This is a genomic window from Botrimarina sp. (assembly GCF_040219535.1).
Taxonomy (GTDB): Bacteria; Planctomycetota; Planctomycetia; order Pirellulales; family Lacipirellulaceae; genus Botrimarina.
Map to the genome: position 1 here is coordinate 117,733 of NZ_JAVJSH010000016.1, position 19,431 is coordinate 137,163.

Genomic DNA, 19,431 nt, shown 5'->3' on the forward strand with positions numbered 1-19,431 from the left:
TTAGCCTCCCTCACCGTCTCGGCGGTTGATTGAATCATGCACAACTGGCTCGGCAGGTCGTTTTTCTTTCTGATCGGCGCGCTCGTCGTCGGTGGGCTGGTGCTCGCCTTCTGGCCGCAGCCGGTCTCGGTCGAGGTGGCGACCGCCGCACGCGACACCGTGCTCGTCACCGTCGACGAGGACGGCAAGACCCGCATCCGTGAGAAGTACGTCGTCTCGGCGCCGCTCTCGGGACGGCTGCTGCGGATCGAGATGGACCCCGGCGACACGGTCACCGCCGGCCAGACGCTGCTGGCGGTGATCCAGCCGCGCGACCCCGACCTGCTCGACGCGCGGGCGATCGCCCAAGCCGAGGCCCGCGTCGCCGCCGCCAGAACGGTGCTCGAGCGCACCGCCCCGCTGCTCGAGCAGGCGCGGATCGAAGCGGACACCGCCGAGGCCGACCTGGTCCGCGCACGCAACGCGGCCGCGGCCGGCGAGGGGGTCGTCACCGCCAGCGAGCTGGACAACGCCCGCGCGCGGCACCGGCTGGCCACCGAGGCGGTCCGGTCGGCGCTCTACGACCGTGAGATCGCCGCGTTCGAGCTGCAGCAGGCGGAGGCCGCGCTGCTCCGCTCGCGGGGCGACCGGGGCGCCGCCGACCAGCAAGACTGGGCCTTCCCGATCCGCTCGCCGATCGACGGGCGTGTGCTCCGCGTGTTCCAAGAGAGCGCGGCGGTCGTCACGGCGGGCACTCCGCTGCTGGAGCTGGGCTCGCCGTCAGACCTGGAGATCGAAGTCGACGTGCTCTCGAGCGACGCGGTCACCGTCGAGCCCGGCGACCGCGTGCTGCTCGAGCGGTGGGGCGGAGAGCAGCCGCTCGAGGGCCGCGTCCGCTTGGTCGAGCCCGCCGGCTTCACCAAGGTCTCCTCGCTCGGCGTCGAGGAGCAGCGGGTGAACGTGATCATCGATTTGGTCGACCCGCCCGAAGAACGCCGCTCGCTCGGCGATGGCTTCCGCGTCGAGGCGCGGATCGTCACCGACACGGCCGCCGACGTGCTGACCGTGCCGGGCAGCGCGTTGTTCCGTGTCGCCGACAGGTGGGCCGTATTTCGCATCATCGACGGCCTGGCGCAGCTGACTCCCGTCGAGCTCGGCCGCCGCAACGACCGGCTAGCCGAGGTGCGAGAAGGCCTCGCCGAGGGCGACCCGGTGGTCGCGCACCCGAGCGACCGCATCGCCGACGGCGTAGCGGTCGAACCGTTGTGAGCCGCTCAAGGCACGAGGAACACGGCGCCCGTCGTCGCCGCTGCCTGCACGGCGAGGCCCCGCAGGCTGGGCCGCGGCAGCACGAGCTGGTGCGGGTTGCAGGACCCCGGGCGGTACGCGCCCAGCGTGTACTGGTGCTCGCACGGCCCGTACGCGCCGACCCAGTACGGCACGGCCGGCAGCGCGCCGAAGAAGTGAGCCGCCGAGATGGCCGACGGGGTCAGGTGGTCGTGCTCGCACAACGCGTGGTGGTGGCCGTACCGCTCCAGGTTCGGCTGCTCGAACAACAGCGGGCGGTGGTAGACCGCCGGCGCGGCCCAAGCGAACCCGCTCGGCCCGAACCGCGCAATCGGCGCGCCGGCCGCCGCGGGGCCACGGATCGACTCGGCCGCCAGATCTCTGATCCGGTTTTCCGGCCGGAGCCGCTCGTTGTTGGCGGCGACTTCCGGCGCCGGGTCGCCCGCTAGCTCGATCGCGCTGAGCGGACGGTTGAGCAGCACGTCGGCCGGCCGCGTCGGGCCGATGTCGGCGTCCGCGAGCGGCAGGCGCTCGGGTTTGACCTCTTCTGGTGAGGGGGAAGCTCGCACGGCGGAGTCCGGCGCGGCCGGGTTGAGCAACACGCCGCCGGGCTGTTGCCCGAGGGACACGCCGCCGGCGGCCGAGGCAACCCAAGCCAATGCGGTTGCGGCTCGTTTGGCGTTTCCGTTCATCGCGGTCCCGTGTTTGGTTGGCGGCGCAAACTTGGCCGCGGCTTCGGCCCCGTGGTCTTTCTTCGACCGCGCGGGGGGCCGCCGTTGAGCCGCCACGCGGCCCCGGCGGGGATGATTGGCTGCAGTCCGGCCCGCCAGGGGGCCGATGGCAGAATCGTCACAACCGGCGCCCGCGGTGTATCCGGACTGCGCGCGCCGACCTGCTGGCGCCGCCGGCGACGCAAGCGCCGGCGCGCCCCCGTTTCCGACAGGCCCGCGCGATGCAAGCACCCGACTCACGACCGGCGGCGTCCGGCCCGGCGGGCCGGCTGCGCCTGGCGCGGGTCTTGCTCGCCGCTGCGGTGGGGTGCTCGTCGACAGATTCAACCGTCCGCTACTACGATTCGGCGGCCGCGTCGGTCAGGTACGCGGCCGCGCCGGACACGGTCAGCTCGCTGCGGATCGAGGAGCCTTGCGTGGGCGTGCGGGTCGACGACGAAGCCCTCGTGCCGCCCCGCCCGCCGAACGAGACCGACGGCATCGACTACCAGGAGATCTCTCTCGACGAGGCGATCCAATACGCGCTGAGCCACGCGAAGGTGCTCCGCGACCTGGGGGGCGTGATCAACACGCCCGACGTGCTGCAGGACACCGTGTACGACCCGGCGGTCGTGAACACCGACCCGCTCACCGGCGAGGAGGCCGCGCTGTCGGCGTTCGACACCACGCTCGCAATGGGCGCGTTCTTCGAGAAGAACGACCGCGAGTTCAACAACACGTTCATCGGCGACGGCGGCCTGCTCATCCAGGACCTGATCGACGCCAACTTCGAGCTCCGCAAGCAATCCGCCACCGGCTCGCAACTCGCCGCGCGCCACCGGATCGAGATGGACTACGACAACAGCGTGGGCAACCGCTTCGGGAACCCCAGCGCGTCGTTCCAGTCGATCCTCGAGACCGAGGTCCGCCAGCCCCTGCTGCGTGGCGCGGGGGTGAGATTCAACCGCATCGCCGGCCCCGGCTCCCGCCCCGGCGCCTTCAACGGCGTGCTGCTCGCCCGCACCCGCACCGACATCGGCCTCGCCGAGTTCGAGGCCGCCGTGCGTGACCTGGTGGCGAACGTCGAGAATGCCTACTGGGACCTCTACTTCGCCTACCGCGACCTCGACGCGAAGAAACGCGCCCGCGACTACGCGCTCGAGACCTACCAGGCGATCGCAGCGAACAAACAGAGCGGCCGGCCCGAAGGCGTCGAGGAGAACCTCGGGCAGGCGCTCGAGCAGTACTGGAATTTCCAGGCCGCGGTGATCGACGCGCAGGCCGGCCGCACGGCCGACGGCACACGCACCGGCAACGGCATCGGCGGCGGCGTCGGCGCCGCGCCGGTCGGGGTCCGATTGGCCGAGCGGCGGCTGCGGCTGATCCTCGGCATGCCGATCAACGGCGGCTCGATGCTGCGGCCGGCCGACGAGCCCGTCGTCGCGCCGGTTGTGCTCGACTGGCCGGTCTTGGTGCAAGACGCCATGATCGCGCGGCCCGAGCTGCGCCGGCAACGCTGGCGCATCAAGCAGCTCGAGCTCGAGTTGATCGCTTCGCGCAACTTCTTGCTGCCCCGGCTGGACGTGGTTGGCCGCTACCGCTGGCGCGGCTTCGGCGAGGACCTGATCTCGCAGTCGGACCAGCGATTCGCCAGCGCGTACGGCAACCTGTCGGGCGGCGATTACCAGGAGTGGCTGCTCGGCGTGGAGCTCGAAGCGCCGATCGGCTTCCGCTTCGCGCACACCGCCGTCCGCAACGCGGAGCATTCCCTGGCCCGCGCCCGCGCCATCCTCGACGAGCAGCAACGCGACGTCGTGTTCGGCCTCACCAACGCGACCGCCGACCTGCAACGCGCCTTCGCGGTGAGTCAGGCGCAGTACAACCGGTTCCAGGCCGCGCGCCGGCAGATCGAGGCCCTGCAGAGGGCCGAGGAAGCCGGTCGCACCACGATCGACCTGGTGCTCGACGCCCAGCGCCAGGCGCTCGACACCGAGATCGCTTACCACCTGGCGACGATCGACTACGCGTTGTCGATGCGCAACGTGTACTACGAGACAGGCACGCTGCTGGAATACAACAACATCCGCCTCGCCGAGGGGCGCTCGCCGGTCGGCGCGTACGACGACGCCCTCGAGCTGGCCGCACGCCGCACGCGACCGATCGAGCACGTCGACCGTGGCGTCACCGTGTCGCGCGGGCCGGTGGAGTGATAGCAGAAAGCGGATTGCGAAGTTCGGACTCAGGGCGCAGAAACACGCGGGTTTCTACGGCTGGCCCTTGAGCACCGGCCACCGGCCACCGGCCACTGACCACTTCAAAACTCCAGCGCCACGACGCCGCCGGATGCGTCGCCGCTCAGCAGGGTTCTCTCGTCGGCCGCGTAGCCCAGCACCGTCACCGGGCCCGCATGGCCCGCGAGAGTCAGCAGGCGTCGCGATCCGGCGATCCCCGCGACCATCTCGGCTTGGTCCTCGATGAGTAGCGCTAGCACCTGGCCGCTACCCAGGCCGACGATTAGCCGCTCGCCATCGGGAGAGAAGGCGGCGGCGTTCACGCCGGGCTGGTCGAGCCGCGCTACGCTCCACCGGTCGGCCGACCGCTGCAACAAGTCGCAGGCCCCGCCTTCGTACACCACGGCGACCCGCCCGCCCGTGGGCGACACCGCTAAGGCGCTGAGCCGTTCGTCCCGCGGAGGGGGGAGTCGCTCCCACGGGCCGACTCGATTGAGGTCGATCAGGTACAGCCCACGCTGCGGACCACCGATTGCGACCGCCGCCCAGCTGCCCGACGCGGCCAGCCGTTGGCCCCGCCCAACGATCGACTCGCCGAGCGCTTCCGTTCGTTCCGCTGCCGCGGCGACCCGATAAAGCGAGGTGCTCCCGTCGTTGTCCACGAGCACCAAGCTCGATCCCCCAGACGCCGGCAGCGGCGTCGCGGCGACGACCGGCCCCGGTAGGTCGAGCGGGATGGCGCGTGGCGTGGCGCCCGCACCGGCCCAGCGATGGGCGACGCCCCCTCGGTCCACCGCCAGCACCGCCGGGTCGCCCGCGCCGAGCAACAGCGAAGCCGCTAGGGGCCGCGACCTCACACGGACAACCGAGCCGTCGGTCTGCCGCCAGTCGGCGGCCCCTTCGCCGTGAACGATCGAGCCGCCGCTCGGCGACGCGGCGATCCCGGTCGGCCTACCGACCGACCACCACGCCGGCGCCGCGGCGTCGCGCGGCGTCGGCTCGCCCGACACGGCGTCGAACGTCATCAGCTCCGCCGACGCCGTTAGTGCGACCAGACGCCCGTCGATGTTCGCCGCGTCGAGGATCGGCGACGCCGCGTCGAGCCGCCGCGGCGCGCCGTCGCGCCAGCGGTGGAGCGTGGTGACGCCGCCCCACGCCTGCAACGCGAACAAGCGGCCCCCGTCGCTCACGCCCACGCGTGTGACGGGGTGCGGCTCGTCGAGCAGCCATTCCCCGAGCAGCTCTCCCCCGTTTCGGCCGATCCGCCAGCGGCTGACCACCCCGCCGCTGTCGCCTACCAACAACTCGCCGGTCGACGCTTCGTGGGACATCGATCGGATCGGCCGCCAGTGGGGCCGGACCGACGAGGCCATCAACTCGACCCGCCCCCCGTCCCGCGACCACAGGTAGAGCTGGCCGTCGCGGAGGCCGACCGCCACGCGGCTCGCGTCCGGGGTGAGCGCGGCGACCGCCGCCACACGCGGGCCGCCCGCCCAGAGCTCGCGGCGCGCGCCGTCGGCGAGCGACAAGGCGAACGCCGGGCGCCCCGGCGCGGCGGCCACGAGCACGCCCGCTTCGGTGACGTCGACCACGTCGCGTCGGCCGAGGTCGAAGCGGTCCAGGAGTTGACCCGTGTCACCGCTCCACACGCACGCGGCGTCGTCCGCGGCCACGCTCACCAGCGCCGGCGTGGGCGAGCCGATCGCCCAGACCCGGAACGCGCGGTTGTCGGAATGCCCCACGTAGAGGGCTCGCGGGTCGGCCGTGGCCCGCCCCCGCGGCCAGACATGGACGAAGCCGCCGGCGTCGGCCGCGGAGACGGCGCCCGTCGCCGGGTCCAACGCCAGCCGCGTTACGGCGGCCGCGCGGTCGTCGTCGCTCTCCAGCACGAGGTCCACGGGCGGCGCGTCGATCCGCCAACGCACGACCCGCCCCGATGCGTCCGCCGTGTAGGCGAACGCCCCGGCGCCGACGGCCGCGGCCACCAGCGGCCGGTCGTGGTACTGACGCACTCGCTTGGGCGCGGCCGCGTCGGCCTCCGCGGCCGGCGCCAGCCGCACGAGCGACGCCTCGACGCCGGTCGTGACGATCAGCTCTCCGCCGTCGGCGTAGTGGATCGTCGCCACGGGGCCGAGGTGCGAGTCACGCAAGCGGACGGGCGTCGCGTCGATCCAGTCCTGGGCCGGCGGCGCGTCGCCCGACCAGGGGCCGGCGACCTCGTACGCGGCGCCGTCGGTGCAGCCGTAAGCCAGCCGCGCGCCGCGATCGGCGTCGGTCATCGCCGCGCACGTGACGCCGGCCGAGCCGGCCGAGCCCGCGTTGTGGCGGTACGACCAAGGCAGCTCGCCGCCACCGACGCGCCAAACCCGGACAATGCCCTCGGCGTCGGCCGAGTAGCGCAGCCGGCCGTCGGGAGAGTAACCCGCGCCGACGATCGGAGCGCGATGCCAGCGGCCATCGGTCGATTCTTGGACCAGCTTGTCGTTGTCTCCGATGCCCCACACCGACACCGACGTGTCGGCGCCGCCGACGACCAACCGGTGGTCGGTCGGGTGGAAGGAGAACGCGGTCGCCCCGTCGGGGCCGCCCTCCAGGCGCTTGCCGCTGGTGGTGTCCCAGACGGCGAAACGCTCGCCGCGCGAGGCCAGGTAGCGGCCGTCGTGCGAGAGCACCATCTCTTCGATCGGTGTGGGCGCCGCGAAGCTCCGCGTGGCCGCGTCCGGCCGCTGGGTCGGAGAGAGCGTGACCTCCGTAGCCCCGCCGGCAGTTGTCGCGACCGCTAGCCACCGGCCGTCGGCCGAAGTGGCGACCCGGGACTCGCCGTCGCCGGCGCCACGCAGCTCGGTGGCCTCGTCGCGCCAACGGGCCAGGCGCTCAAGGCGTCGCCACTCGCGGGCGTCGCGTTGTTCGGGCGTGAGCGCGGCGCCGAGCTCGTGGAGCGCCTTCGACGCCGCGTAGGCGCCGTCCTCGGCGAGGATTGAGCGGACCGACGCGATGGCCGCCAGGTAGCGCTGGTCGCGGGCGGCCTCCCGCGCCACGTCGGCCTCTTGCTGCGCGTCCCGCGCTTGGGCGGTTGCTTGCTGGGCGAGCCGGTTCGCGGCGTCGGCTTCGCTCTTGGCGCCGGCGGCCTGGGCCAGCGCGGCGTCGGCTTGCTGGCGGGCATCGGCCGCTTCGGTCGTTGCGAGCCGGGCCTCGGCCTTGGCGGTATCCGCCAGGCGGGTCTGCTCGTCGGCCCGGGCGGTCGCCCGGTCGGCGCGGCGGATCTCTTGGTGGGCGAGCCGGCCGTAGTAGCCGGAGATCCCGATGAAGACCAGCGCCGCGAGCAACGACGCCGCGGTCGCGTACTGCAGCGTGCGGTACCACGCGTCGCGCGACTGGCGGCGCTGCTGCGCGGTGAGGACCTCGTTGCGCAGCTGAGCGTCGGCCTCGGATTCTGCGTCGAGCATCGACAACGCGAGGTCGTAGTCGCCCCCCGCGTAGGCCGCTTCCGCGTAGTAGCGCAGCGTGCGCTCGAGCCGCCGCTGCGCTTTGGAGTTGCCCGGCCACAGCGCGAGCGCGTTCTCGAAGCCGTGCCGCGCGCGGGCGTAGGCCTCGTAGAGGCCCTTGGGCTCGGCGTCGCGGTCCTCCCGCATCTCCTGTGCGGACTTCAGCTCGCGCGACGCGCGTCGCGCGATCTCGACGCTTTGCGCGTGCTCTTGGTAGCCCTTGATCGATTCAATGAACTCGCTCGCGCTGGCGTGCCGGTTGGCCGGGTCGGTCGCCATCGCCTTGTAAGCGATTTCGAGCAGCTCGGTGCGGCGGCTGGTAGCCGCAATCGTGTTCCGCGCGGCGGACTGCAGCAGGCGGAAGCGGTCCTTGCCACGGTGCGGCGGCCGCCCGGTCACGATCCAGTACAACAGCGCCCCAAGCAGGTAGATGTCGCTGTACGGGCCGGGCGGGGTCTCGACCTGGGCGCGGGCCAACGCGCGGTCTTGTTCGCTCTTGGACAGCGAGTCGCGGCCCTCGGGCGTGAACTCGAGGAACCGGCGGTAGTAGGGCAGGGCCAGCTCGGGCGCCATGTAGCTGGGCGTGCCGCCGGGCTCGATCGCGCCCCGGTCTATCCGTGCGGCGAGGCCCCAGTCCATCACGAGGACCTCGCCGAAGTCGCCCAGGCGGATGTTGTTCGGCTTGAGGTCCATGTGGATCACGCCGCGCGAGTGCGCGAACGCGATCGCTTGGGCGACCTGCACGAGGACCGCCAGGTTGTCGGCCTCGGACATCGACCGCTGGTCGCGTGCGTCGTCCCAGTCGAGGCCGCCGACGAACTTCATCGAGTAGAACGGCAGGCCGTTCCCGTCGACGCCCAGGTCGTGGACCGGGATGATATTAGGGTGCTCCAGCGACCCGGTGATGACCGCTTCGCTGACGAGCTTGCTGCGGTCGCGGTCGGTCGGGTTATCCGACCGGACTTGCTTGATCGCCACGAACCGGTCGAGGGTCGCTTGCCGCGACTTCCACACCTGGCCCATGCCTCCTTCCCAAGGGCCCTCGGCGTGCTCGTAGTCGAGCGTGTCGGGCGGGGAGGCTTCGCCGGCCGCGGGCGGCCCGGCGCCGCCTAGCAGGTGGGACTTCAGCCGCACCCGTTCCGACTCGATCGAGATCGATTCGCCCGGCTTTAGCGACGCCGAAGTGCGGCCCGTGGGCATGCCGCGCGGCGTGGGCCGGCTGGCGCCGGGCAGGTCGCGCTCGGTCGGCCGGCGTGGCTTGGGCGTGGCGGGCGATTCGGTGAAAGCGAACGTGTCCGACTCGCGGTCGATCGTCGCAGCGTTCGGGTCGGACCGCGACGAGCCGCCCGCCGACCCCGACCCGCCCGACGCGGAGCCGCCGCCCGAGCCCGACTCGGCCAAGTCGGGCGTGGCGTCGTCGTCGGCGCCCTCGATGGCGAGGGTGAAATCCTCGTTCGGCGCGGCGTTGAGGTCGCCCGTGGGAGCGCCGCCGGCCAGCGTCGGCTCGTCACCCCCGGTGGCCTCGCCGCCGGGGTCGAGCGCGAAGGTCGCGTCATCGGCCGGCGACACGCCGAAGAACCCCGAGTCGAACTGCGGGGTGGCCTCCTCGTCGGCCGCGGGCGGGGCCTGCGCGTCGAGAGTCCGCTGCTCGTCCGCCGGCGAGCCGCCCTCGCCTGCGCACCAAGGGCACGCGGCGTGGCTCGCCGGGTCCCACCGCCGGTGGCAGTTCGGACACTCTTGCATGGGACTCGAGGGGTTGCTGAGGACCTTACGAAACCGACCGAACGCGACCTCAGACTAATCCTTACCGACCGCCGAAGCGAATCACCCGGCAGCTGCGCCCGGCCACAGCAGCCGCCGCGCCCGCCTGCCGAGCCATCCGAGGATCGATTCGTCGCCCGTGACGATCCGCGCCTGACCCAGCGCGCCGCTCTGGCACGCGGGGGTGCTTTCTTCCAGCCGGACCCAAACGCGGTAGGTCGCCCCCTCGCGCAGCGGGTCGCGGAGGGCCGATTCGAGGGCCACGTCGCTCGACGCGTCGGGGCGCGCGGCCGCGTGCTCGCTGGCCGCTAGGGCGACCGCTTCGACACGCCCGGCGAGCACCGTTCCCGGGTCGCGGTCGAGGGCCACCCGAACCGGGTCGCCCACCCCGACGAGGCCGCTGTCCTGTTGGTCGAGCAGCACGACCGCACGCAGCTCGTCGGAGGCCACGGCCCCTAGCTCTTCGCCGGCCTCGACCACACAGCCGACGTTCTCCGCATCCAGCGGCGCGCCGGTCCAGCGGGGCAGGGGCCCCGCCGACAGCGGGCCAGCAGGCCCGGCCGACTCCGCCGGCGGGGGCAGCACGCGGCCGGCCAGCGGCGCGCGGAGCGTGCCCGCTCCGGCGAGCCGGTCGAGCGTCGCCGATTGACGCCGCAGCTCGGCCAAGCGGGTCGTCTCGCGTGCGCTCTGGACAGCGAGCGAGTGGTCGCTGACCGACAGCCGCTCGAGCGCCGCCACGCGGGCCTCGGTGGCGGCCAGCTGTTCGCGGAGTTCCATGCGGTGGGCCTCGCGATCCGCGTCCCACACCCGCGCTACCGCCGCGCCGGCCTCGACACGTTGGCCGTACTCGACCAACGACGTCAGGTCGCCGGCGAAGGGCGCGGCCAGCACAGCCGCTCTCGCCGGTTGCAGGCGGCACGGCGACAGCAAGGTCTGCTCGAGTCGCAGCCCCAGCAGCACCGCGGCGGCGCCCCCGCCAAGAACAACAAGGCTCGCCAACCGCAAGCCGGCGCCCAGCCGGCGGCCGGGCGGCGCCGCCCCGACGGGCCGCCATGCCGCGGCGGCCAGGCCGATCACCAGCCACGCGACCAGCACGACAACGACCGTGTCACCGAGGGCCTTCAGCCCGACCGACGCCGCCAACTGCCGCGCGGCCCACAGCAGCAAAGCGATCACGAACGCCAGGTAGGCCGTCGACAGGGCCGCGTAGGCGGCGAGCCAACCGCGCGGCGCGTCGAGCGGCTCTTCGATCGGCGTCGCGCCGCTGACCCACCGCCGGAGGCCGCCCCACAACGCGCGGCGGCTCTGCTCGTGCAGGTTCGGCACGCCCCACAGGTCGGCCAGCAGGTAGTACCCGTCGAAGCGAACCAGCGGGTTGAGATTGACTGCCAGCGTCGACACCGAGGCGAGCACCGCGGTCATCAGCGCGAGCGTCCGCGATAGCCCCGGCTGCAAGACCAGCCACACGGCCGCCGCGGCGATCGCGACGAGCGCCTCGAAATACACGCCGCCCAGCGCGACCACCGCCCGCCGACGGCGGCTGGCGAGCATCCACGCGTCCGACACGTCGCAGTACGCGCACGGCGTGAGGGCCAGCAGCACCATGCCCGCGTCGTGGCACTCGCACCCCATGCGGCGGCACGCCAAGGCGTGACCCAACTCGTGCCACACCTTGGTGAGCACCAGCGCCGCCACGAAAGCCCAAGCCAAGCGGGAGTCGCCGCTCTCGAGGGCGCCGCGCAACTCCGCTGCGGCCGTGTCGACCCGACCGGCCAGACGCGCCGCCACCAGCAGCCCGACCGCAACCACACACCAGAGCGCAGGCCAACTAAACAGGGCCCGCCCCATGCCGCCGAGCCGGTCGAGCAGCGGAGTCGGGTCGAAGCCCGGCAGCTGGATAACGAAGGGGCTGACTCTCCCTCTCCGTCGCGACGGCCGCGCCTCGGCTCTCGCCTCCGAGCCCTGCACGAGCAGGCCGCACTCGCTGAGCGTGGCGCAAACCGCCAGCGCTTCGCCGGCGGAGATCGGCTCGTCCGACCACCGCTCGTTGAACCGGCGCCGCAGCTCGGCGACCGGCGTCGGCGCGGCGAGCGACCTGAGCACCCACAGCTCGCGCGGACCGAGTCGGAAGTACTCTAGCGACACCGGGTCCTTGATCGTGGCGCCGCCGCCGGCGCAAGCCGTCACCACCAGGTCCGGCCGCGCCTGCACCGCGCCGTCGCTCGAGTTGCCACGCGGGTGCGACATCTTTCAGGGGGCAGCCGCGGTGGCCCGTTCTCCGGGGGGGTGGATCGTGAGCACGGCGCGGAGGCCCGGCCGCAGCAGGAGCTCGGTGTTGTCGATCTGGGCCACGACGCGCGACTGCGAGTTTGCGGGTTCGACCTCGGGGCTGACGAACACGACCTCGCCGCTGGCGGAGATCCCTTGTCCGTCGGGCAGGCGGACCTCCACGGTCACCGGCCTGCCAACCAGGCCCGACAGCGCAGCGGCGACCTCGACGTAGCCCTCCGCCCAGAGCCGGTCCACACGGACTATCCGCGCGACCCGCTCGCCGCGGTCGACCCACTCGCCCGCGTGCTTGTACCGCTCAACGACCACGCCGCCCGTCGGCGCGGCGATCTGCAACCGTTCGGCGCGGTGCTCCGCCAGACGCAGCTCGGCCGCCAGCCGCCCGAGCCGGAGCTCGGCCAGCTCGCGATCCAGCCGCGCGCTCTCGATTGCCAGCTCGGTCTTCTCCAACGCGAGCCGCAGCCGGTCGACCTCCTTGGCGGAAACGGTGTTTGGCAGGGCGGCGTTCACACTCTCGGCGCGGGCCAGCTCGGCTTCGGCCACCCGGTGCTCTTTCTCCGCCAGTCGCACCCGCACATCGGTCCCTGCTTCGCGGCGGGCGACACGCAGGTCTTCTCGCGCTACGGCCGCCGCGAGCTGCTCGGCGCGAGCGTCGACGCGGCCGAGGACCTCCCCCTCGGTGACCGCTTGGCCTTCCGTCGCCGAGAACGCTACCAGCAGCCCCGACTCGGGCGCCGGCGCGTCGACCGACTCGGCCAGCGTCAACAACGCGGGCTCGACGACGATCGGCTCTTCGGCGCAGGCGAGGCTCGCGGCCAGGCAAGCGACAAGGCCGATGGCTAGGCGGCCGCCGACGGAATCAGAACCACGCACGACGGGCAGCGTCCCAAGCTTCATAAAACCAGACCATGGCGAGGCGATGGCGACCGCAGTCGATCTTAGCCGTCACCCGCGACTGGCCGCGAGCATCTGGCGGCGCGTCGCCCTGCGGAGCCGCTTCGATCCGCACAACCGGACGCCCCTTCGCGTTGAGCGTGGTCGAAGCGGCGATCCTCTGGACCACGGCGGCGTGTTCTCGACCGGGAGCGGCCTGCAACACATACCGGATCTTCAACGGCCCTTCCTGGTGCGCTTGCAGCACGCGGCCCGTCAGCTCGTCTGGCGCCAGCAGCTCGAGCCGTTTCGGCCCTTCGGTGGCGGCGATCTCGAGCAGACGCTCGCCCCGCCCGACCGCGCGGCCGTCGAGATAATCGTGCGGCCGCCAGCTCGTGACCGTGCCCGCGAGCGGGCTGACGACCTCCAGCCGCCGCGCCTGCTCGTCGAGCAATTCGGCGCGGCGTTGCTGGTGCGTGAGCTGCTCGGCGAGCGCGACCTGCCGGGCCGCGAGCGCGGCCGTTTCGGAGGCCGACTCGGCCGTGTTCGCGCGGGTGCTCAGCTTCTCGGTTTGCAGCGCCGCGAGCTCTTGCTTCGTGAGCGCGATGGCCTCGGCGAGTTCTTCTCTCTTGACCTCCAGCTCCTCCGAGCGGAGCCGCACCAGCGGCTGGCCGGGTGAGACCTTGTCGCCGTGGTCGACGAGGACCTCGGACACGATCGCGTCCCGCGGGGCGAACACCCGCGCCGAGTTGGCTGGCACGAGCTGCCCGTCGACCGTGACTTCCAGGCTGCCGTGGGAGCCGAAGAGCACCAAGGCGGCCGCCAAGATCGCCGCCGCCGCGGCCAGCATTGCCGTTGCGTGCGACCTCAGTCTGCGGACGAGCGTGTCGACCGGGCCCGCCGGCTCGCGGGCTGCCGCGGCCGCGGCCAGCCTACCGAGCGGGGCGAGTCGGCGAGGGAGCTCCGGTTCGAGGCCGCCCTCGAACGCCTCGACGAGGAGCGCCAGGTTCGCCGCGTTCGGCTCATCGGGGGCCGTGAACGGGGCGATCCACCAGGCCGCCGTGTCGGTCTGGTCCGCGTAGAGGTCGCTCGCCTGCAGCACGGGAGGGGCGGGCGTTGCTGCGGCGGGGTCTTCGGGCGGGCCGATTGTTGTTGCGCCGTCGGCGGCGCGCCACAGGGCCTCCCCCGCAGCGAGCGTCGTGTCGGCCATCCGCTCGATTCGTCGGACCGCGTCGGCCCGGGGCGAGAAGCCCCGCGATCCGCTCAGCGCCGCCACGCGCCATCCGCCGCGGCGCCGCAGCAGCACCGCGACCCGTCGCCGCTCGCCGGCCGCCGCGCCGAGCGCGTCGGCCGCGGCGCGGGCGACGTCGTCGGCTGTGCTTGTCTGCAGCAAGCGGGCGACGAGGCGGGAGGTCTCTCGATGCCGCTGCGACGACTCGGCAGAATCCACTGCCAAGCGCCGGAGCTCGTAACGTTCGGCGACTTCGGCGACCGCACGGAGCAGGTCCACGGCGGCCTCCCTTGCGGCGTCGGTGGCCCGCTCGGGCAACGCGGCCGCGAGCGCCCCGCTGGGGCCGCGCACGCCGGGAATCGCCGCGGCGACCCGCGGCCCGTCGGCCGCCGTCCAGGCGGCGGCGCCGTCGCGCCGGAGGGCGTCGACCGCTTCCGTCGGCGGCGGTCCGACAGTCGCTTGGCGTAGGGGGGCTACCCGCCCGGCGGGGTCGAAGCCGTTGGGAGCAACGGCCCACTGTTCGACGGCCGTAGCGCCGAGCGCGTCGGCGAGTGTTTCCAGCAACTCGGCGTAGAACACCGCCGGTGGATCGGACCGCCGGGACGCGCGGTCGAGGTCCTCCAGGCGCGCCTCGGCGCGTTCGGTGGAGGAGAGCGACCACTGCGGCGGGGCTTCGAAACGGGGAGAATTCACCGCGCGCCCTCCGAGTCGTTGGCGCCGGTCGCTTCGGCGTATCGCCGCCACCGCGATTTGAGCCGCCCGGCCGGACCGCGGCTCGCGGCCAGCCAAAGCGAGGCGGCCGCCACCGCGCCGCCCGTCTTGCCGTCGGCCGCGCCCTGGTCTCCTTCAGCCGGGGCGGGTGCGGCCGGGGCTTGGTCCTGAGGTTGTCGGGGCGTTTCTTCGGGCTGGGTCTCGGGAGCGGTTTGCTGGTCCTCGGGGTCGAGGTCCCCCTTAACCCATTCCTCCAGCGGCTGCACGCCGCGCGGCGTCTCGATCACGATCCGGTAGCGCCCCTCCGAGTAAGGGCCGTTGTCGATCAGCTCGCGGATCTCGCGGATGAAGTCCTGGTCGCTCGCGTCGGCGTCGACGGGCCCCTCCCACTGCTGCGGCCACACCTCGCCGGGCACGTCGGTCGCCCACTGATCGGGATCGTTTGGGTCGACCCTGCCGTAGAGGATCACCTCGACCGTGGCGATGTTCACCGACCGCTCGCCGAACTCGACCCGCCGCTCCACGCTGGGGGTCTCGGCGGTTGGGATCGGCGTGGGCTGCGGCAGGCGGCGGGCCGTTGGCTCGTCGCGGGGGATCGGCAGCGTGTAGCCCTCGACCGCGCGGATGTCCGGCTCGACCGCGTTGACCGACAGGTTCAGGTTGCGGAACGCCGGGGGCTGGCCGTCGGTCGGCGCGGTCACGTTGTCGTAGAGGTTGATCGCCGGGTCGTTGAAGACCGTGATCGCGGTGGGGAGCGAGTCTTGCAGCGGGTTGGCCGGGATGAAAACGTCCGCGTAGTTGTAGCGGATCGTCGCGACGCGGAAGTCGATCTCCGGCGAGCTCTGCTGGGTCAGCCCCGGTGAGGGCGCAGCCGCGTCGAGCGACTCCGGCGCGAGCGTCACGCCGGGCAGCGCCACCGAGCCGGGCAGCGCGGTGGTGAAAGCCACCCGCGAAGCGGGCACACCCGGCTGCAGCGGGTTGGCCACGTCGGCCCAGTCGAGCACGACGATCAGGTTGTCTTCGCCCCGCGAGCCAATGCCGGCCGTGACGCGTTGTTCGAAGTTGGTTCCGGCGAGGACCAAGCCCGTGGTGGCCGCGTCGGCGCCGTCGTCGGGCGGGTCGAGCACGAAACGCGGGCCGCTGTCGACGAACGCCTGGCCCGTGATCCCGTTGACGGTCACGAACGGATCGACGCTCGTCACCACGCCCGTCGCGCTCACCAGCCGTGTCGTCAAAAGGGCGCCGGGGTCCATCGTGTCGGGCGCGGCGGTGTCGATCGTGAGTTCGCCCGCGGCCAGCGCGGTGAACACGCCGCCGGCGGTCCGCACGACCACGCCGTCGGGGGCGGCCGGCCCCGGGCCGCCGGCGGTGAAGAGCAGGTCGCCCGGCTCGGGCGAATCGGGCGCCGCGAGCGTCTGCAGGAAGGCGTTGGCCGCGCCGACCTCAAGGCCGAGCAGGTCGGGCTGCGTGGCGGTCGAGTCTTGGACCAAGCCGACGGTGGCGTCGCCTTCGACTACCGCGACCACGCCATATAAGTCGCCGATCGCGGCGCCGCGCTGCACGACGGCGCCGCTCAAGTCTTCGAGGCCGCTCCCGTCGGGCCGCGGCGTGGAGGTTCCGCGCGGCTCGACGGCGATCGGCGAGAACGGGGTCGTCGCATCGCCGGGGATCAGCTCTAGCGGAAAGGCGCCCGGTCCTTCGGCGGGCAAGCCGGCGATGTCGAACCCGCCGCCCGCGTGCAGCGCGAGGTTCGGTCCCTCGTCCGCCGCTAGAGAGACCCGCCGGAGCAGCACCGCGCCGGCGTCGCTTTGGATCGCTATGCGCTCGGCGGCGAGCGGGGTGAGCTGGCCGTCCGCGCCGGGGACCTGTGACACCGTTCCGCTCGCGCGTAGGTAAAGAACGCCGGTGAGGGCCGGGTCGGTCGCTCCGGTTCGCAGGTTGACTGCCCCCGCAGCCACGATCGACACGTTCATAGCGACCAGCGCGAGGAACCGCGTGGAGTCCAGCGGCGCCGGGTCGCCTAGGTCGAACACCGCGCCGGCGTCGCCGAGGAGGATGTCCGAGCCGGCCGCGGCGAGCACCGCCGAGGTGGTCACCGCGGTGAGGGCGTCGGGCGCGTCGGTGAGGTCGCCGTCGGTGGTGAGCTCGAGCGTGGCGGCGGCGCTCTGGCCTTCGAGCAGCGTGCCGGGGGCGGCGCCGCCGAACTCCAAGCCGGTGTCCTCCGCGATCCGCACGCTGCCGCCGGCCGCGTCGAAGCTCAGCGACCCGAACTGCGCGACCGCCCGGGCGGGGAGGCCGACGGGCGTGACGCCGATGTCGATCGTCGGCGCCGAGCCGGTCACGGAGAACGCCGCCCGGCCCGCGACGGCCAGCAGGTTGTCTGTGCCGAACGCATCGTCGTCGGCCAGTGTGATCGAGCCGACGGCCGATAGCGTCGCGTCGCCCGTGACGACGAGGCTCGCGTCGGGGCTGTCGGTGATCGGTCCGGCGCTGATGAGGACCAAGTCGCCCGCGGTGCTGCTGGCGACCAACTCGGTCCCCGGCAGCGGGTCGCGTGCCGGCGAACTCTCCCGCACGCTCACGGAGTTGGGCGACTGGAACCAGAGCGCGCCGGCCGAGAACACGCCCTCGCCGCCCACGGCGATGCTCGATCCGTCCAGCCGAACCCGTCCGCCCACCGTCAGCAGGTCGCCCTGCGTGTCGGCCAGTGCGATCGCCCCGCCCGCGAAGAGCGAGGCCCCGCCGGAGACCGTTATGCTCGAGCCTGTCGCGTCGTCGATCGCGCCGGCGCTGCGGAGCGTCAGCCCGGCGGCGGAACTCGCGGCGCTCAGCAGCGTGGCGTCGTCTTCGGCGATGGCGACCGAGCCGTCCGGCGCGTTGAATCGCAGCGAGCCGAAGCTAGTCGTCGCCCCGGCATTCTCGCCCGCAGCGTCGACGCCGACGCGGATCGACGGATTAGAGCCACCGGAAACGAACGAGACGTTGGAGCCCACCGTTAGCGAGTTGGCCGGTGAAGCGCCCCCCGCGAGGCTGATTGCCCCCTCCGCGCTAAACGCCGCGGCGCCGTTTACAGAGACTTGCGTCGTGCCGGTGTCGGTCAGGGGGCCGGCCGTCGCGACGGTCAGCGAACCGGCCGAGTTAATACCGACGAGCCGCGTCCCGGGCCGCGCGTCGGCTCCGCTAACGCCCTCGTTGACGGTCACCAGGTCCGCGGTGAAATTCAGCGCGTCGGCGGCGAACAACCCCCCTCTGCCCAAGTCGACCTGGCCTGCGCGGAACGTGGCGACGGCCGGGTCGGCGTTCCGCGCAACGATGAGCGATTCGCCCGGTGCATCGGCGAGCAAGACATTGCTATCGGCAGTGAACATCGCGGGACCAGCAACCACGACCTGTGCGCCGGCGACGTCGGTGATCGATCCGCTCGTCAGCTCGAGTTCGCCAGCCGTGCTAGCGCCGGCGAGCGTCATCGAGCCGAGGGCGCCGGCCGGCGAGCCGGGCCGCGCTCGCTCGACGACCTCGACAGTCCCTTCGGCGTTGAAGGTCAGCGTGGTGGACGAGAACGTCCCCCCGACGCCGACCTGAACCGCCGACGCGGCGAACGACGTGCCCACCCCGGTCGGCGCCGCCCGGAATGAGCCGGTCCAAGCGAACACGTCGCTGGGCGTGTCGGCCAGCACGATCGAGCCTTCCGATTCGAGCGACGCACCGCCCGTGTGCTCGACGCTTGTGCCTGGCGCGTCGGTGATGCCGCCGTCGCTCACGAGCCACAGCGCGCGGGAGGTGTTCTCCCCTTCGAGCCGCAGGCCGTCGCCGGCGGTCTCGTGCACCGCCACGTCGCGCGCCTGGAAGCTGAGGCTGCCCAACTCGACGACGCCCCCCGACGGGCCTCCCACGGCGACGTCGTACCGCAGCGGCGAGGCGCTCGGGTCCAGCTCCGCGCGGGCCTCGAAGCGCGCGCGGCCGCCGACGCTGAGCACGTCGCCGGGGTTGTCGGCGAGCGTGATGCCGCCGTCGATGGCGCGCTCGCCCAGCGAGTCGCGCCACAGCGTGTAGTCGGCCGCGTCGACTCGGCCATCGCCGTTGGCGTCGCCGTCGGCGCGGTCGGCGCCGGACTGGACGCCGCGGCCGGCGGCCCACAGGTCGTAGTCCGCCTGGTCGACCACGCCGCTCGAGTCGAAGTCCGCGTCCGGCAGGTCGCGCAGCGAGAGGAAGGTTGCGTTGCCCGTGATCGTGATCTGCGCGCCGGGCGTGTCGGAGATCGGCCCCCGCGCGATCACCTGCAGGCTCCCCACGACGGTCAAGTCGCCCACCGTCGCGCCCAAGGCCGGCGCGGTGAACGAGAACGCTCGGAAGCTCGGCGCGGCCACGGTGGCGCCGGTCGGCTGGTTGATGCTCGTGGCGCCGATGATCTGGACCGGGCCGGCCATCCCTGAGAAATCGACCTCTCCGAGCGTCACGTCGAGGGAGCTCTCGCCGATGCCGACGATCGACAAGCCGTCCGGCGCCGCGTCGAGCAGGGGCTTGTCGATCGAGAGCACACCGCCGTCGACCGACACGCCCGGCGCGAGCGACCCGCCGACGTTCCACGAATCGCCCCCGAGGTCGAAGCGGTAGAAGCCGCCGGATTCCGACACGCTCAAGCTGTCGGAGCCGCCGTCGCCGAGGCCATCGATTACCAGCGACGCCCCGGTCAGCGAGAAGCTCGCGCTGAGCATGCGGCGCCGCTCCAGGCGGTAGACCCGCAGCGGGCGACTCAGCGGACGATGCCGCCGCGCAGGCGCTTGCCTTGCTAACGCTCGGCGGGCGGCACGCCAGAAGTCGGTGACAGATCGCATCGGGGCGGCGCCGTCGGGCGGCGTGGGCGGGACGCAAGA

Annotated in this window: 8 protein-coding genes; 2 read left to right on the forward strand and 6 right to left on the reverse strand. The window is 72.8% G+C overall.

Annotated features, from left to right (window positions below; genetic code table 11):
• Window positions 1-36 precede the first annotated feature (36 nt).
• Window positions 37-1,248 carry an efflux RND transporter periplasmic adaptor subunit gene (locus tag RIC11_RS08445; protein WP_350210238.1) on the forward strand — a complete coding sequence of 404 codons (1,212 nt, stop codon included), beginning with the start codon at window positions 37-39 and terminating at the stop codon, window positions 1,246-1,248.
• 5 nt (window positions 1,249-1,253) lie between these two features.
• Here the strand turns inward: RIC11_RS08445 and RIC11_RS08450 are convergent, their stop codons facing one another.
• Entirely contained in the window at window positions 1,254-1,958 is a 705-nt protein-coding gene (locus RIC11_RS08450) for a hypothetical protein (protein WP_350210240.1), read from the reverse strand.
• A gap of 260 nt (window positions 1,959-2,218) precedes the next feature.
• Between RIC11_RS08450 and RIC11_RS08455 the strand changes: the two genes are divergently transcribed.
• Window positions 2,219-4,186: a TolC family protein gene (locus RIC11_RS08455; RefSeq protein WP_350210241.1), complete on the forward strand. Its 1,968-nt coding sequence runs from the start codon at window positions 2,219-2,221 to the stop codon at window positions 4,184-4,186.
• 104 nt (window positions 4,187-4,290) lie between these two features.
• On the opposite strand, the gene RIC11_RS08460 is transcribed toward RIC11_RS08455, so the two are convergent.
• The 5 genes from RIC11_RS08460 to RIC11_RS08480 all read right to left on the reverse strand — a co-directional run bounded on the left by RIC11_RS08460 (window position 4,291) and on the right by RIC11_RS08480 (window position 19,392).
• Entirely contained in the window at window positions 4,291-9,435 is a 5,145-nt protein-coding gene (locus RIC11_RS08460; protein WP_350210243.1) for a WD40 repeat domain-containing serine/threonine protein kinase, read from the reverse strand.
• An 81-nt stretch (window positions 9,436-9,516) separates the two neighbouring features.
• Complete coding sequence (locus RIC11_RS08465) at window positions 9,517-11,700, reverse strand: site-2 protease family protein (protein WP_350210246.1); 2,184 nt, start codon at window positions 11,698-11,700, stop codon at window positions 9,517-9,519.
• A gap of 3 nt (window positions 11,701-11,703) precedes the next feature.
• Window positions 11,704-12,615 carry an efflux RND transporter periplasmic adaptor subunit gene (locus tag RIC11_RS08470; protein ID WP_350210248.1) on the reverse strand — a complete coding sequence of 304 codons (912 nt, stop codon included), beginning with the start codon at window positions 12,613-12,615 and terminating at the stop codon, window positions 11,704-11,706.
• Window positions 12,602-14,539: a biotin/lipoyl-binding protein gene (locus tag RIC11_RS08475; RefSeq protein ID WP_350210250.1), complete on the reverse strand. Its 1,938-nt coding sequence runs from the start codon at window positions 14,537-14,539 to the stop codon at window positions 12,602-12,604. Before RIC11_RS08475 ends, RIC11_RS08470 begins: the two co-directional genes overlap by 14 nt.
• The gene (locus RIC11_RS08480) at window positions 14,536-19,392 is read right to left on the reverse strand and encodes a beta strand repeat-containing protein (RefSeq protein ID WP_350210252.1); all 4,857 of its coding nucleotides are present in this window, start codon (window positions 19,390-19,392) and stop codon (window positions 14,536-14,538) included. Before RIC11_RS08480 ends, RIC11_RS08475 begins: the two co-directional genes overlap by 4 nt.
• Between the last annotated feature and the right edge of the window lie 39 nt (window positions 19,393-19,431).

Coding starts and splice junctions, on each gene's coding strand:
- RIC11_RS08445 (WP_350210238.1), top strand. CDS start 37: ATGCACAACTGGCTCGGCAGGTCGTTTTTCTTTCTGATCGGCGCGCTC.
- RIC11_RS08450 (WP_350210240.1), bottom strand. CDS start 1,958: ATGAACGGAAACGCCAAACGAGCCGCAACCGCATTGGCTTGGGTTGCC.
- RIC11_RS08455 (WP_350210241.1), top strand. CDS start 2,219: ATGCAAGCACCCGACTCACGACCGGCGGCGTCCGGCCCGGCGGGCCGG.
- RIC11_RS08460 (WP_350210243.1), bottom strand. CDS start 9,435: ATGCAAGAGTGTCCGAACTGCCACCGGCGGTGGGACCCGGCGAGCCAC.
- RIC11_RS08465 (WP_350210246.1), bottom strand. CDS start 11,700: ATGTCGCACCCGCGTGGCAACTCGAGCGACGGCGCGGTGCAGGCGCGG.
- RIC11_RS08480 (WP_350210252.1), bottom strand. CDS start 19,392: ATGCGATCTGTCACCGACTTCTGGCGTGCCGCCCGCCGAGCGTTAGCA.